This is a genomic window from Streptomyces sp. NPDC018000, from assembly GCF_044328025.1.
Taxonomy (GTDB): Bacteria; Actinomycetota; Actinomycetes; order Streptomycetales; family Streptomycetaceae; genus Streptomyces.
In genome coordinates this window covers 34,854-48,291 of the sequence record NZ_JBIRGM010000020.1, presented here as the reverse complement: position 1 = coordinate 48,291, position 13,438 = coordinate 34,854, and the positions used below count along the sequence as shown (strand labels likewise).

At 68.8% G+C, this 13,438-nt stretch carries 14 protein-coding genes; 9 read left to right on the top strand and 5 right to left on the bottom strand.

The genetic code is table 11. The features are described from left to right. Positions 1 to 69: 69 nt before the first annotated feature. From ACH4EW_RS27385 to ACH4EW_RS27375, 3 genes are read left to right on the top strand one after another with little or no spacing between them, the layout of a single operon-like run. The gene (locus ACH4EW_RS27385; protein WP_398261325.1) at positions 70 to 1,221 is read left to right on the top strand and encodes a 5-(carboxyamino)imidazole ribonucleotide synthase; all 1,152 of its coding nucleotides are present in this window, start codon (positions 70 to 72) and stop codon (positions 1,219 to 1,221) included. Then, positions 1,218 to 1,757, top strand: coding sequence for a 5-(carboxyamino)imidazole ribonucleotide mutase (gene purE / locus ACH4EW_RS27380; protein ID WP_398261323.1), 540 nt, complete (start codon positions 1,218 to 1,220; stop codon positions 1,755 to 1,757). The genes ACH4EW_RS27385 and purE overlap by 4 nt, the downstream gene beginning before the upstream one ends. Before the next feature lie 7 nt (positions 1,758 to 1,764). Beyond that, positions 1,765 to 2,958, top strand: coding sequence for a dipeptidase (locus ACH4EW_RS27375; protein ID WP_398261321.1), 1,194 nt, complete (start codon positions 1,765 to 1,767; stop codon positions 2,956 to 2,958). A gap of 127 nt (positions 2,959 to 3,085) precedes the next feature. Here the strand turns inward: ACH4EW_RS27375 and ACH4EW_RS27370 are convergent, their stop codons facing one another. Further along, positions 3,086 to 4,429, bottom strand: a complete 1,344-nt coding sequence (locus tag ACH4EW_RS27370; RefSeq protein ID WP_398261319.1) for a UDP-glucose dehydrogenase family protein — start codon at positions 4,427 to 4,429, stop codon at positions 3,086 to 3,088. A gap of 199 nt (positions 4,430 to 4,628) precedes the next feature. Between ACH4EW_RS27370 and ACH4EW_RS27365 the strand changes: the two genes are divergently transcribed. Continuing rightward, on the top strand, positions 4,629 to 5,786 hold the full coding sequence (locus tag ACH4EW_RS27365) for an acyl-CoA dehydrogenase (RefSeq protein WP_398261317.1): 1,158 nt from the start codon (positions 4,629 to 4,631) through the stop codon (positions 5,784 to 5,786). A 292-nt stretch (positions 5,787 to 6,078) separates the two neighbouring features. Here ACH4EW_RS27365 and ACH4EW_RS27360 read toward each other — a convergent pair whose 3' ends face one another. After that, the gene (locus ACH4EW_RS27360; RefSeq protein ID WP_398261315.1) at positions 6,079 to 6,288 is read right to left on the bottom strand and encodes a DUF397 domain-containing protein; all 210 of its coding nucleotides are present in this window, start codon (positions 6,286 to 6,288) and stop codon (positions 6,079 to 6,081) included. Positions 6,289 to 7,181: 893 nt separating this feature from the next. Between ACH4EW_RS27360 and ACH4EW_RS27355 the strand changes: the two genes are divergently transcribed. From ACH4EW_RS27355 to ACH4EW_RS27345, 3 genes are read left to right on the top strand one after another with little or no spacing between them, the layout of a single operon-like run. Continuing rightward, a complete protein-coding gene (locus ACH4EW_RS27355; RefSeq protein WP_398261313.1) occupies positions 7,182 to 7,436 on the top strand; it encodes a hypothetical protein in 255 nt (84 codons plus the stop codon). Further along, a complete protein-coding gene (locus ACH4EW_RS27350; protein ID WP_398261311.1) occupies positions 7,408 to 7,923 on the top strand; it encodes a DUF6879 family protein in 516 nt (171 codons plus the stop codon). Before ACH4EW_RS27355 ends, ACH4EW_RS27350 begins: the two co-directional genes overlap by 29 nt. A 14-nt stretch (positions 7,924 to 7,937) precedes the next feature. Further along, complete coding sequence (locus tag ACH4EW_RS27345; RefSeq protein WP_398261309.1) at positions 7,938 to 8,786, top strand: helix-turn-helix domain-containing protein; 849 nt, start codon at positions 7,938 to 7,940, stop codon at positions 8,784 to 8,786. 319 nt (positions 8,787 to 9,105) lie between these two features. Here the strand turns inward: ACH4EW_RS27345 and ACH4EW_RS27340 are convergent, their stop codons facing one another. Beyond that, positions 9,106 to 9,669, bottom strand: a complete 564-nt coding sequence (locus ACH4EW_RS27340; RefSeq protein WP_398261307.1) for a hypothetical protein — start codon at positions 9,667 to 9,669, stop codon at positions 9,106 to 9,108. A 289-nt stretch (positions 9,670 to 9,958) separates the two neighbouring features. Here ACH4EW_RS27340 and ACH4EW_RS27335 point away from each other — a divergent pair, with 289 nt between their 5' ends. Together ACH4EW_RS27335 and ACH4EW_RS27330 are read left to right on the top strand one after the other, a co-directional pair. Next, positions 9,959 to 10,435, top strand: coding sequence for a hypothetical protein (locus tag ACH4EW_RS27335; RefSeq protein WP_398261305.1), 477 nt, complete (start codon positions 9,959 to 9,961; stop codon positions 10,433 to 10,435). Next, positions 10,432 to 11,283: a class I SAM-dependent methyltransferase gene (locus ACH4EW_RS27330; protein ID WP_398261303.1), complete on the top strand. Its 852-nt coding sequence runs from the start codon at positions 10,432 to 10,434 to the stop codon at positions 11,281 to 11,283. Before ACH4EW_RS27335 ends, ACH4EW_RS27330 begins: the two co-directional genes overlap by 4 nt. A 158-nt stretch (positions 11,284 to 11,441) precedes the next feature. On the opposite strand, the gene ACH4EW_RS27325 is transcribed toward ACH4EW_RS27330, so the two are convergent. Further along, entirely contained in the window at positions 11,442 to 12,326 is an 885-nt protein-coding gene (locus tag ACH4EW_RS27325; protein WP_398261301.1) for a hypothetical protein, read from the bottom strand. Between the two features lie 33 nt (positions 12,327 to 12,359). Then, entirely contained in the window at positions 12,360 to 13,415 is a 1,056-nt protein-coding gene (locus ACH4EW_RS27320; RefSeq protein ID WP_398261299.1) for a helix-turn-helix domain-containing protein, read from the bottom strand. Positions 13,416 to 13,438 lie beyond the last annotated feature (23 nt).

Sequence of the window (13,438 nt, the reverse complement as noted above, 5' to 3'; positions counted from 1 at the left end):
GTGCCCGCCCGCCGGGGCAGGCGGAGGGCATCGTCGGGCGACCCCCGGGGCGGCAGATACCCTGGATGAGTGACGTTCCCGGTAGTCGGCATGGTCGGCGGCGGTCAGCTCGCCCGTATGACCCACGAGGCGGGCATCCCCCTCGGCATCAAGTTCAAGCTCCTCAGTGACACCCCCCAGGACTCGGCGGCCCAGGTGGTGAACGAAGTCGTCGTCGGCGACTATCGCGACCTGGACACGCTGCGTGCCTTCGCGCGCGGCTGTGACGTGATCACCTTCGATCACGAGCACGTACCGACCGAGCACATGCGGGCCCTGGAGGCGGACGGCATTCCCGTACGCCCGGGACCCGATGCGCTGGTGCACGCCCAGGACAAGGGGGTGATGCGCGCGAAACTCGCCGAGGTCGGCGCGCCCTGCCCCCGCCACCGCATCGTGAAGGACCCGGCCGATGTCGCGGCCTTCGCGGAAGAGGTCGGGGGCTTCCCCGTCGTCCTCAAGACGGTCCGCGGCGGCTACGACGGCAAGGGCGTCTGGGTGGTCCGCTCCGAGGCGGACGCGGCCGACCCCTTCCGTGCCGGTGTCGCGGTCCTCGCCGAGGAGAAGGTCGACTTCGTACGGGAGCTGGCGGCCAATATCGTCCGCTCGCCGCACGGCCAGGCCGTCGCGTACCCGGTCGTCGAGTCGATCCAGGTCGACGGGGTCTGCGACACGGTCATCGCCCCGGCCCCGGAGCTGGACGAGCGGCTCGCGGGCGAGGCCCAGCAGCTCGCTCTCCGTATCGCCTCCGAGCTCGGCGTCGTCGGCCACCTCGCCGTCGAACTCTTCGAGACCCGTGGACCCGACGGGGAGCCCGGCATCCTGGTCAATGAGCTCGCGATGCGCCCGCACAACTCCGGGCACTGGACCCAGGACGGCGCGGTCACCTCGCAGTTCGCCAACCACGTCCGGGCCGTCCTCGACCTGCCGCTCGGCGACCCGCGCCCGCGCGCCCCCTGGACGGTCATGTCCAATGTGCTCGGCGGCGACTACCCGGACATGTACCAGGCGTATCTGCACTGCATGGCCCGCGACCCACAGCTCAAGATCCACATGTACGGCAAGGACGTGAAGCCCGGGCGCAAGGTCGGACACGTCAACACCTACGGCGACGACCTGGCGGACGTGCGCGAGCGCGCCCGGCACGCGGCCGACTACCTGCGAGGAACGATCACCGAATGACTTCCCCCGCCACCGCCGCGCCGGTCGTCGGCATCGTCATGGGCTCGGACTCCGACTGGCCCGTCATGGAAGCAGCGGCCAAGGCCCTCGACGAGTTCGAGATCCCCTACGAGGTCGACGTCGTCTCCGCCCACCGCATGCCGCGCGAAATGATCGCGTACGGCGAGCACGCGGCGGACCGCGGCCTCAAGGCGATCATCGCGGGCGCGGGCGGCGCCGCCCACCTGCCCGGCATGCTCGCCTCCGTCACCCCGCTGCCCGTCATCGGCGTCCCGGTCCCGCTGAAGTACCTGGACGGTATGGACAGCCTGCTCTCCATCGTGCAGATGCCCGCCGGTGTCCCCGTCGCGACCGTCTCGGTCGGCGGCGCACGCAACGCGGGCCTGCTCGCCGCACGCATCCTCGCCGCCCACGACAGCGAGCTGCGGGCCCGCATGGCCGAGTTCCAGCAGGAGCTGAACGACCAGGCGACGGAGAAGGGCAAGCGGCTGCGCAGCAAGGTCACGGGCGCCGACTCCTTCGGCTTCGGGAAGTAGGCCCCCGATGGACCAGCTGAAGCGGGCCACGGAGTTCCTCGTCGAATACCCCGTCGTCGACGGCCACAACGATCTGCCGTGGGCGCTGCGCGAACAGGTCGGCTACGACCTGGACGCCCGTGACATCGCCACCGACCAGTCCGCCCATCTGCACACCGACATCCCACGGCTGCGCGCGGGCGGCGTCGGCGCCCAGTTCTGGTCCGTCTACGTGCGGTCCGACATGGCGGGCGACGAGGCCGTCAGCGCCACCCTCGAACAGATCGACGTGGTCGCCGAGCTGATCGGGCGCCACCCCGCCGACCTGCGGCGCGCCCTGACCGCCGACGACATGGAGGCGGCCCGCGCCGAGGGCCGTATCGCCTCCCTGATGGGCGCCGAGGGCGGCCACTCCATCAACAACTCGCTGGGCACCCTGCGCGCCCTGCACACCCTGGGCGTCCGCTACATGACGCTCACCCACAACGACAACATCGCGTGGGCGGACTCGGCGACCGACGAGCCGGGCGTCGGCGGTCTCTCGCCCTTCGGCCACGAGGTCGTACGGGAGATGAACCGCACCGGCATGCTGGTCGACCTCTCCCATGTGGCGGCCACCACGATGCGCGACGCGCTCGACACCTCCACCGCGCCGGTGATCTTCTCGCACTCCTCGTCGCGCGCGATCTGCGACCACCCGCGCAACATCCCCGACGACGTCCTCGGCCGGCTCCCGGCCAACGGCGGCATCGCCATGGCGACCTTCGTACCGAAGTTCGTCCTCCCGGCGGCCGTCGCCTGGACCCATGCCGCGGACGAGAACATGCGCGCTCACGGCCTGCACCACCTCGACACCACCGCGCAGGCCATGAAGATCCACGCCGCCTTCGAAGCGGCCAACCCGCGCCCGATGGCCACCGTGGCGACGATCGCCGACCACCTCGACCACATGCGCGAGGTCGCAGGGATCGACCACATCGGCATCGGCGGCGACTACGACGGCACCGCCTTCCTCCCGGAGGGCCTACAGGACGTCGCGGGCTACCCGAATCTGATCGCGGAGCTGCTCGGCCGGGGCTGGTCCACCGCCGATCTTGCCAAGCTCACCTGGCAGAACGCGGTACGGGTGCTGCGCGACGCCGAGGACGTCGCACGCGAGCTGAGCACGCGCCGGGCCCCGTCCCACGCCACGATCGAGCAGCTGGACACCCCGGCAGGCTGAGCCGGAGTCCCTGAGTGCGGGGCGCCCCAGGGCGCCCCGCACGTTCTTCTGCCCGCGTTTCTGCCCGCGCCAAGACGCACACCCACCGCGCGAAGCGCGGCTGAGACCGGTCCGGAGACCGGATGCGTCAGGCCTTCGGGCGCCCCATCGCCCGGTACGTCCAGCCGGCCTCGCGCCACAGCTCGCTGTCGAGCGCGTTGCGGCCGTCCAGGATTATCCGGCAGGACGCGACCTCGCCGAGCGCCGCCGGGTCCAGCTCGCGGAACTCGCGCCACTCCGTCAGATGCAGCACCACATCCGCGCCGCGCACCGCCTCCAGCGCCGAGTCCGCGTAACCGAGGGTCGGGAAGAGCCGCCGGGCGTTGTCCATGCCCTTGGGGTCGAAGACCGTGACCTGACCGCCCTGCAGATGGATCTGCCCGGCCACGTTGAGTGCCGGTGAGTCCCGTACGTCGTCCGAGTCCGGCTTGAACGTCGCGCCCAGCACCGCGACCCGCTTGCCGAGGAACGAATCGCCGCCCACGGCCTCCCGGGCCAGCTCCACCATGTGACCGCGGCGCCGCATATTGACGGAGTCGACCTCGCGGAGGAAGGTCAGCGCCTGGTCCGCGCCCAGCTCACCGGCGCGCGCCATGAAGGCCCGGATGTCCTTGGGCAGGCAGCCGCCACCGAAACCGATCCCGGCCCGCAGGAACTTGGACCCGATCCGCTCGTCGTACCCGATCGCCTCGGCCAGCTTCTTCACATCGCCGTCGGCGGCCTCGCAGACCTCCGCCATGGCGTTGATGAACGAGATCTTCGTGGCCAGGAAGGAGTTGGCCGCGGTCTTCACCAGCTCGGCGGTCGGGAAGTCCGTCACCACGAACGGCGAACCCTCGGCGACCGGCACCGCGTACACCTCGCGCAGCAGCTTCTCGGCCCGCTCGCTCGCCACGCCGACGACGATCCGGTCCGGGTGCAGGGTGTCCTTCACGGCGAAGCCCTCGCGCAGGAACTCCGGGTTCCAGGCCAGCTCCGCTTCCGCACCCACCGGCGCCAGCTCCGCCAGCCGCGCCGCGAGCCGGGCCGCCGAACCCACCGGCACGGTCGACTTCCCGACGACCAGGGCGGGCCGGGTCAGATGCGGTGCCAGCGACTCGAAGGCGCTGTCGACGAAGCTCATGTCGCAGGCGTACTCGCCGTGCTTCTGCGGAGTGTTCACGCAGACGAAGTGCACATCGCCGAAGGCCGCCACCTCTTCCCATGAAGTGGTGAACCGCAGCCGCCCGGTGGCTCCCTCGATGCCCTCCACATGCTTGCGGAGCAGTTCCTCCAGGCCCGGCTCGTACATCGGGACCTTGCCGGTGCTCAGCATCTCGATCTTCTCGGGCACGACATCGAGGCCGAGCACTTCGAAGCCCAGTTCCGCCATGGCCGCGGCGTGGGTGGCGCCGAGGTAGCCGGTGCCGATCACAGTGATCCTGAGGGCCATGCAGTGCTCCTGGAAGATGCGGACAGACGTGCGGTGAACGAGCATAGTCGTGCCCCCGAAGGCCCGGTTTCCGACCGCCTGCGCAGCTTCTACCACCCCTGTCGCGAAGCTCACGCACGCTTCGCATAGGCCGCGGCGGGAGGTGCGCCCTAAAATTGGGTTACTTAACGGTAGTTAGCTTCTTTGGGGAGTGAGCGTCTTGGCGGGTTCGACCGATTTCGACCTGTACCGTCCGGCCGAGGAGCACGAGATGCTCCGCGAGACGGTGCGTGCGCTCGCCGAGGCGAAGATCGCCCCGCACGCGGCGGCCGTCGACGAGGAGGCGCGCTTCCCGCAGGAGGCGCTGGACGCCCTGACCGCCGCGGACCTGCACGCGGTGCACGTACCCGAGGAGTACGGCGGCGCCGGCGCAGACGCCCTCGCCACGGTCATCGTGATCGAGGAGGTGGCCCGTGTCTGCGCCTCCTCCTCCCTCATCCCGGCCGTGAACAAGCTCGGCTCGCTCCCCGTGGTCCTCTCCGGTTCCGAGGACCTGAAGAAGAAGTACCTGGGCCCGCTCGCCAAGGGCGACGGCATGTTCTCGTACTGCCTCTCCGAGCCCGACGCGGGTTCCGACGCGGCCGGCATGAAGACCAGGGCCGTGCGCGACGGCGACTTCTGGGTGCTCAACGGCGTGAAGCGCTGGATCACCAACGCGGGCGTCTCCGAGTACTACACGGTCATGGCCGTCACCGACCCGACCAAGCGCTCCAAGGGCATCTCCGCCTTCGTCGTCGAGAAGTCGGACGAGGGTGTCTCCTTCGGCGCCCCGGAGAAGAAGCTCGGCATCAAGGGCTCCCCGACCCGCGAGGTCTACTTCGACAACGTCCGTATCCCCGCCGACCGCATCATCGGCGAGGAGGGCACCGGCTTTGCCACCGCGATGAAGACCCTGGACCACACCCGTATCACGATCGCGGCCCAGGCCCTCGGCATCGCGCAGGGCGCCCTCGACTACGCCAAGGGCTACGTCCAGGAGCGCAAGCAGTTCGGCAAGCCGATCGGCGACTTCCAGGGCGTCCAGTTCATGCTCGCCGACATGGCCATGAAGCTGGAGGCGGCCCGCCAGCTCACCTACTCGGCCGCCGCCAAGTCCGAGCGCCTCGACGGCGACCTCACCTTCTTCGGCGCCGCGGCCAAGTGCTTCGCCTCCGACGTCGCGATGGAGATCACCACGGACGCGGTCCAGCTGCTCGGCGGCTACGGCTACACGCGGGACTACCCGGTGGAGCGGATGATGCGCGACGCGAAGATCACGCAGATCTACGAGGGCACGAATCAGGTCCAGCGGATCGTGATGGCCAGGAACCTTCCCTAGCAGGGTTTTTGCAGGTCAGAAGCTGTCGCATTGCTCTGAATCGCTCGAACAAAACAAAGAACGCCCCTGCCAAGAACGGCAGGGGCGTTCGTTTGTTGGTCAGCGTCGCAGTTCCCGGTATGAGTCCAGCACGCGCAGTGCAGACATGAACTTCGGCCGGAAACCGGGACAGTGCCGCTCCGTTGGCAGCATCCACACTCCCCAGCAGGCCAAACAGCGCATCACCCCGGAGTGCTCCGGGTCAGACTCCGCACTACCGCCGCACTGTGGACACTGCTGCATGGTGGCTCCCCTATGCGGCTACGTCGAACTCACCCAGCTTCGCACCGTTCAGGAAGTCGGTCCATTCCACGGCTGTGAACTCGACCGTCTGGCCGGACACGGTGCTACGGATCGCCACCTTGCCGGGGACGTTGGTGGCAACCTCGACACAGCGAGGGTCGTTGTTGTTGTACTGGCACGCACTGGACGTGCGGAACTCGAACTCGGGGACTGCGGTCATGCGCGGTACCTCTCTCTGGGAGTAATGCACTGCACTTGCGACCCGCCCCGGTCGCTCGACCTGTCCAGGGTTTTTACCACCGGGGCGGGGCTTACGCCGCCCCTGCCGGGATTCCGATTGGGTACGGGGGAGCCCAGTTCGGCTACATCCGGCAGGGACGGAGAATGGGGGTCAGGTCACCACCTGATCGGCTCCAGCTCCCCGCCGGCGCAAGCCGGGCAAGGGACCTTGAACGTGTGATGGCAGGTGAGGCAGCCAGCGAACCCGCAGCAGTCAGGGCACCAGATCGAGCGGTGACCGATGCAGACTCCGCAGTAGGTCTGAGGGGGCGTCGGGGCCTCGACCGTGGGACTCGGTGGAGCCTTGCGTTCACGCTTCTGGGGCGGACGCGTTGCTGCCTGGACGCTCACAGTCCGCCCCTGCGGCTCCGCTCGTTGGCTTCGGCGACCCTGGCGCTCAGTTCCTCTCGCGCTGCTTGTGTGCGGGCTTGGTAGTCCGGGCACTTCGGGCTTCCGCACTCGCACCGGGGCCAGCGCAACGCCGAACCGGGGGCCAGGTCCGCCCCTTCGGGGCCAGGATTGCTCTTCTGCACCATGAGCACTCCGTCTGCGCTGATTGCTCCGGAGAGGCGGGAGAGGAACCATCGGGTCTCACTGCTGCCCAGACGATCAGTCGATCCGGTTTCCTGCGCCCTGCCCTCGCCCATCACGCCGCACCCTCTCGATCGGTTCCGCGTCGATGTGCCGACGGTAGGAAGGGACGAGTGCCGGGCTCCACAAACTTGCATGAGCTTGCACAGCAATTGGGTTGGCCAGTAGTGCTATTGACGTTGTCTCCGCAGTTCAACGAAGCTGATGCAAGCCCGAGCAAGCGCCTGGACCAGGGAGCCAGCCATGGCCGTAGAGTTCATTGGAATCGACCCAAAAACGGACCGGGATCACTGCCCCGCCGTGTGGGCGGACGCAGAAGCTCAGGAGGTCTTGTTGCAGGGGTGGAAGCCGAGCCCCGAGACTCAGGTGGAGTGCGAGGCGAGCAGCCCCGCGAACGGCTCGGTACCCGACAGCGAAGCCATCGTCAGGATTCCGGCCCGGATGATTCCGATGATCAGGGAGGCGTGTGATGCCGTCGAGCGTGCCCAGCTTCGCTGAGCTGCTTGGCCAGTGCAAGCGATCCGCCCTGCATCTGGAGTTGCGCGACTCATACGCCTCCACGGATCGGTTCGAGGCGTGGAAGCGTGGGGAGCGGATCAGTTGGGAGGACCGTGAGTCCTGGTGGCATCCCTATGACCAGTTGATCGCGGACACCGTGGCCAGGGGCGTGGCGATCCGAAGGGCACGGGTAGTCTCTGAGCCGGTCTCGGATTACATCCGCTGGGAGCACTACGTCACTCATGCCAACGTCGCGGCAGGGGAGCGAGTCCGCTGGCTGCCCCGGCGACGAGCCACGACCATCCCCCTGCCGGGAAACGACTTCTGGCTGTTCGATGACGTACTACTCCGGGTGCATCACTTCTCCGGCGAAGGCGCGGTGGTGGAAGACGAGATCACGGCCGATCCGGAGGCAGTGAAGCTGTGCTCCGCTGCGTTTGAAGCGGTCTGGGAGCGAGCGATCCCGCACCACCAGTACAAGATCTGACGAAAGCCAGCTCCATGCCCCCGCACCCCTCTTCACGCGTTCAGAAGGCCCGCGAAGTCCTGGCCAGCCGTCTGCGCGAGACACGGAGAGACGCAGGGATCAGCGGGCGGGAGCTGGCCGTCAGGTGCGGTTGGTCCGAGTCGAAGTCGTCCCGGATCGAGAATGCCAAGACGCCTCCCTCCGATGCCGATATTCGAGCGTGGTGCAGGGCCTGCGCCGCTGAGGACCAGGCCCCCGATCTGATCGCGGCCAACAGGCAGTCCACTGAAGCGCATGTGGAGTGGAAGCGGCTTCAGCGGACCGGCCTTCGGCGCCTGCAAGAGAGCACCGGCGACCTGTACCAACAAACTAAGACCTTCCGCGTCTACGTATCCGACGTGATCCCTGGCTTCCTTCAGACCCCGGGGTACGCGTCCGCGCTGCTGTCCTCCATCGCGGATTTCCGAGGGACACCGGACGACGTGAGCGAGGCCGTTGCAGCCCGGATACGGCGTAACGAGGTGCTGAGCAAGGGTGGGCGCCGGTTCTCCTTCGTGCTGGAGGAGTCGGTGTTGCGATACCGGCTGTGCAGCGCTGAAACCATGGCGGCGCAGCTTGGTCACCTGCTCGGGGTCATGGACCTTCAGAACGTCGCCGTGGGCATCGTCCCGTTCTCCGGGCAACGGGCTGTGTGGCCCATGCCGACCTTCACGATTTTCGACGACAAGAGGGTTCACGCCGACACCCTTGATGCCGCCTCCACGCTCACACAGCCCAGCCAGGTTGAGCTGTACACCCGGGCCTTTGAACGCCTCTCGCAGCAGACTGCACGGGGAGCAGCGGCCCGCTCCCTCATCGCGGACGCGGTGGCATCCCTGAGCTGACCAGCGACGGCGACACCTCGCGTACGGCTGATCATGGGGAAATGCTGGGGAGGCACCCCGTGAAGGGGGTTTCCGTGCAGGTCAGAGCGATACATGCTGTAAAGCACGCAGATTTACGAGGGCACGAATCAGGTCTAGCGGATCGTGATGGCGCGGAACCTGCCGTAGCAGGGTTTCGCAGGGCAGCGGGCATGTTTCATGGCTCGCGGACCGTGATCGCTTCGGGTTCGCTTCGGATTGATCACGGGCTTCATGCTGGGGAAGTCCTGGGCTGACACTGGGCTCTGAACCGGGATCTGCGGCACTGGATGGACCATGCCTACGCCTCGATATCAACTCTGGTCAGCGCCACCGGAATTCGGCCGGCGGCCACCCAGGACCTGATGACCGGCTCCGCGGGCGATCCGAAGGCGCCCGCCAGCAGGATGTGCAGCAGGAGCTCGGCGGCCGTCGCGAACAGCACCGGGGAGGACTCCTGGTCGTAGCCCGCTCGGTCGATCACCAGCCGTCCGGCCGGCAGCGCCCCACTGCTGAGGTCCGCATGCAGGCCGGCCTCCGCAGCATGATCCAGCCCTTCGGGCAGTCCCGGCAGCAGCGCACCGCGCAGCAGCCCCTGCTGTGGCGTAGGCCGGACCGTCTCCCAGTGCCTGACCCGCCAGGACAGCCGGTCCCCTTCTCCCGGCACGAACTCGCCACCCACCAGAGCCCTGAACCGCGCACGGCCCTGGTTCTGCTGCAGTTCCAGGACCGCGCGGGACCGGACGCCCGTGGTGACCGGGCGTGCGAGGGCCAGCCCGCTGAGCTGGCGCTTGCCCAGAAGGCTGAACTCACGGCGGTCGTCGTCGACTGCCGCGCTTCGGCCGGACGTCCTCACCACAAACACGCAGAACTTCTCCGTTTCGTGCAAGACCGGAATCAGCGACGCGAGCGCGCGTTGCTGTCACATGATCCGCCGGACACAACGTAGACCAGGCGGCGCTGTTTCAAGACGCCGTGCCCGCTCGCCGCGTAGCCGTACTTGCCTCGGTGGGGGCACTCGCTTCCATGAGGCAGGCGGCACCGTTGCCACCAGTCGTCCCAGATCCCATGCTGCATGAAGTACGTCCGGATTCCGCGTCGCCCACTCGGACGCGCGCCACTGTGATGCGGCGCCACCGCGTACCTTTCCCTCCATGACCGACATCGCCGCACTCACCGGCCTGTTCACCGCCCTCGGCGCCGACGACGCCGAGGGCTGGGCCGACTCCGAGGCCGAGGAGAACATTCCGCAGCTCGCCCGCTACCGGTTCCTGCGCATGGTCTGGCAGGACATCGACGGGTGGAGTACGGCGGCCCCCGACTGGGTCGAGGCCTACCGGAAGGACGGGCTCGCCGGCGGCGCCGTCGAGCGGGCGTTGGCCCTCGGTCTGACCCCCGACGACCTGGGGGAGATAGCCCGCGAGGTGGCGAAGGAGACCGCGTTCGGCCTTCTCCATGGACTGGCCGACCCGGCCGACGGCGACCTTCCGCCCGAGGTCGAACAGAAGCTGCCCGGCTGGTGCCTGGCCGAGCTGACACCGCAGGGCGAGCCCACGGGACGGATTCTGGACGCGCTGTACGAGGACCTGGACGAGGTCGAGCCGCAGGGGCCCGCGGGAGGCGTGCGATGACCGCGTTCGACGTGAGCGAGCGGCGGATCTGGGACGGGCGGGCCGAGAGCTACGCCCGGACCTTCGCGCGGCTGTGCGCCCATGCGGTGCCCGCGCTGCTGGATGCTGCCGGGGTCGGGCCCGGAACGCGGGTGCTCGATGTGGGGTGCGGCAGCGGCAGCGTGACGGTGGCGGCCGTCGGGCGCGGTGCGGTCGTACGAGCCGTGGACGCCGAACCCGGAATGGTGGAGATGACCCGGCGTGCCGCACCCGGGGTCGATGTCCGGTGCGGGTCGCTTCCACAACTTTCTTACGAAAAAGGCGAGTTCGATGCCGTCGTGGCGAACTTCGTGCTCAATCATGTCGGCCGTCCACTGGACTCCCTGGCCGAGCTGTGCCGGATCACCCGTCCCGGCGGCCGCGTCGCCGTCACCATCTGGCAGGCGCCGGGCGGCCCAGGTCAGGCGCTGATCGGGCGGGCTGCCGAGGCGGCAGGGCTGACCCGGCCGCAGTGGCTGGCCAGCGTCGACCCCGAGCACAACTTTCCGCGCACCCTGGAAGGGCTGGGCGCGCTGCTGGAGGCGGCCGGCCTCGACGGCGTACGGAGTGAGGCGCTGGCCTGGGACCACCGCGTCGGGGCGGAGGACTGGTGGGCCGGGCCGGCCGCCGGCGTGGCCGCGATCGGGCAGCTGGTCAACAGTCGGGGGCCGGCGGGGGTGGCAGCGGCCAAGCGGGAGTACGACGCGCTGTGCACCGAATTCATGGCGGAAGACGGCCGGTTGGCGCTGCCGCATGTGGCGTTGCTGGCCCGGGGGAGCAGGCCGGGAGGGGACGAGGCAAGCGGGCGACCGTTTCCGCAGGCGCACTGACCAGGGGAGTTCGGCCGCAGTCGGAAGGCCCTCCCAGCCGCCCTCCGCTGCGACCGGCCGGGCCGCCATTCGCACCGCCCGGCCGAGGCAGGCCGGGTGGGAAGTCGTGAACGGGAGGCGGGCCTGCACATGGGAGGGCGCAGCCGTCGGGGCGGGGGCTACTCCTCGGCGAAGATTTCCTCGGCGGTGGTGGCGGTGGCGGCGCGGTTGAGCCACTGGTGCAGGAGTTGGGGGTCGTCGCAGCTGGTGATTTTCTGGCGGGTCTCGTCGGTGACCGCGATTCCGCGTACGTCGAGGATGAGCAGGAGTCCTTCGGCTCGGCCCTCGGCTCGGCCTTCGTCCCGGCCTTCGTCCCGGATTTCTTCGGATAGGGCTGACTTGTAGAAAGAAAGGTCCACGGCCACCAGGTTCCTCCACTGTTGTGCGGCCGGGCGGTTGCCCAGGCCCTGTGCGATGAGTTCGACGATGGGATCGGCGATGGTTTCCGGCACGTCCCGCAGTGTGGCGGACAGGGTTTTCAGTATGGCACCGACGTCCGGATTGTCAGCGTGTGTGATGGCGGCCAGGGAGGCGAGTGCGAGGTCTTTGCGGGCTTCGGCCACTTCGGTGATGACGGGCATGTTGTGCGGGCCGGCGACGAGGGGGTACAGGGCGAGTGTCTGCCATTGGCGGAGGCCGATGGAGATCGGGCGTGCGGCCCATTCGGCGGTGGCGTGGTCCTGGCAGACGACCAGTAGCAGGGATGGCAGCCGGTATTTGTTGTTGAGGTAGGTGACGTAGTAGGGCCAGCTGACGGTCTTGTCGGGGTCCTTCTTGCCCTGGGCCTCGATGGCGAGGAGGAAGGGGCCCTGGTCCTCGGTTTCGATCCGCAGCAGGGTGTCTACGCGACGTTCGACCGGTCGGGCCTCGGTGAGGTCGGTGGGCATAAGGGTGACTGAGGTGGGTGGTGGGATGGCGACTCCGAGCACTTCGGAGACGCCGGAGAAGAGGCCCGGGTAGTCCTGGAAGATGCGGTGCATTGCCTCGTGGCGCGAGCTGACCATGCGGGTCCGTTCGGGTTGTTGGTGATGTTTCGGTCAGGCGGCTGTGTGCGGTTCGGCGCGGCAGTCTCGGCACCGGCCGGGGTGGCGGGAGCGGAAGGCGCGGTCGCAGCCGTCGCAGTTCTGGAGCGGGATGACGATGACGCCGGGGTGCGCGAGTGTTGGGTCCTGGGCTCCCGGAAGCGGCGGTGGCAGGAGGGTCGTGATCCGGTGGCGCAGGAGCATGGCCGGGTGCTTCAGGGGGCGCGGGAGGTCGGTGATGAGGGCGTGGCGGATGGTGTCGGGGTGGGCGTCGCGTTCAAGCCAGGTGGCGACGCCTGGGGTGAGGGCGCGGATGTCGTTCTCGGAGAGGACGAGTTGAGGTGCGTGGCGGCGCAGGTCGGCGAGGAGCACGGAGGCCGTGCGCTGAAGCTCAGGGTTCAGCGCCTGCGGCTGGGGGAGTGGCGGAGGCGGTGTCGTGCGTGCGGTGGGGGCCGGTACGAGGACGGGGGCGGGGTGCGGCTGCGGTGCGGGCGCCGGGGGTGATGCGGGCGCTGATTGCGGTACGGGGGTTTGTGGTGCCTGGGCGGGGTTCGGCACGAGTAGGGGAATCGGGGCTGGAGCGGGTGCCGGTTCGGGCGCGGGCTCGCTTGGTAGTGGCGGCGGTGCAGGCCGCGGGGCTGCCGGTTTGCTGCGCCTGGTCCGCGGCTCGGGTACTGGGGTGGCGGACGCGGTGGACGCGGTGGCGCCTGGCTGGTTGTACGAGACCGTGCGCGTAACGATGCGGCCGTCGGGGAGGCGTACGCGGCTGCGGTGCAGGTAGCCGGTGGCTTCGAGTTCGCGCAGGGCGGCGGCGATGCGGGTCTCGCTCTCGGGGAAGCGTTCGGCGAGGTGTTTGATGCCGATCCTGGCTCCGGCGGGGAGCGACTGGATGTGGGCGGCGAGCCCGATCGCGGTGAGGGAGAGTCCGCGGTGCTGGGCGAGGTGGTTGCCGATGACGGTGAAGCCTGCGGTGTGCCGGAAGTTGATGTGGATGACACCGGATGACGGTGTGGCGCCCCCGGGAGTGGGGGGCGGGGCGCACGGGGGCGCGGTAATCTGCTGGGTATCCATCGGGAAGCCCTTTACTTCCTTGG

Excerpts from the sequence above, each read along its gene's own strand:
- purE (WP_398261323.1), top strand. The coding sequence starts at position 1,218 with ATGACTTCCCCCGCCACCGCCGCGCCGGTCGTCGGCATCGTCATGGGC.
- ACH4EW_RS27375 (WP_398261321.1), top strand. The coding sequence starts at position 1,765 with ATGGACCAGCTGAAGCGGGCCACGGAGTTCCTCGTCGAATACCCCGTC.
- ACH4EW_RS27370 (WP_398261319.1), bottom strand. The coding sequence starts at position 4,429 with ATGGCCCTCAGGATCACTGTGATCGGCACCGGCTACCTCGGCGCCACC.
- ACH4EW_RS27360 (WP_398261315.1), bottom strand. The coding sequence starts at position 6,288 with ATGACCGCAGTCCCCGAGTTCGAGTTCCGCACGTCCAGTGCGTGCCAG.
- ACH4EW_RS27355 (WP_398261313.1), top strand. The coding sequence starts at position 7,182 with ATGGCCGTAGAGTTCATTGGAATCGACCCAAAAACGGACCGGGATCAC.
- ACH4EW_RS27350 (WP_398261311.1), top strand. The coding sequence starts at position 7,408 with ATGCCGTCGAGCGTGCCCAGCTTCGCTGAGCTGCTTGGCCAGTGCAAG.
- ACH4EW_RS27345 (WP_398261309.1), top strand. The coding sequence starts at position 7,938 with ATGCCCCCGCACCCCTCTTCACGCGTTCAGAAGGCCCGCGAAGTCCTG.
- ACH4EW_RS27335 (WP_398261305.1), top strand. The coding sequence starts at position 9,959 with ATGACCGACATCGCCGCACTCACCGGCCTGTTCACCGCCCTCGGCGCC.
- ACH4EW_RS27330 (WP_398261303.1), top strand. The coding sequence starts at position 10,432 with ATGACCGCGTTCGACGTGAGCGAGCGGCGGATCTGGGACGGGCGGGCC.
- ACH4EW_RS27325 (WP_398261301.1), bottom strand. The coding sequence starts at position 12,326 with ATGGTCAGCTCGCGCCACGAGGCAATGCACCGCATCTTCCAGGACTAC.
- ACH4EW_RS27320 (WP_398261299.1), bottom strand. The coding sequence starts at position 13,415 with ATGGATACCCAGCAGATTACCGCGCCCCCGTGCGCCCCGCCCCCCACT.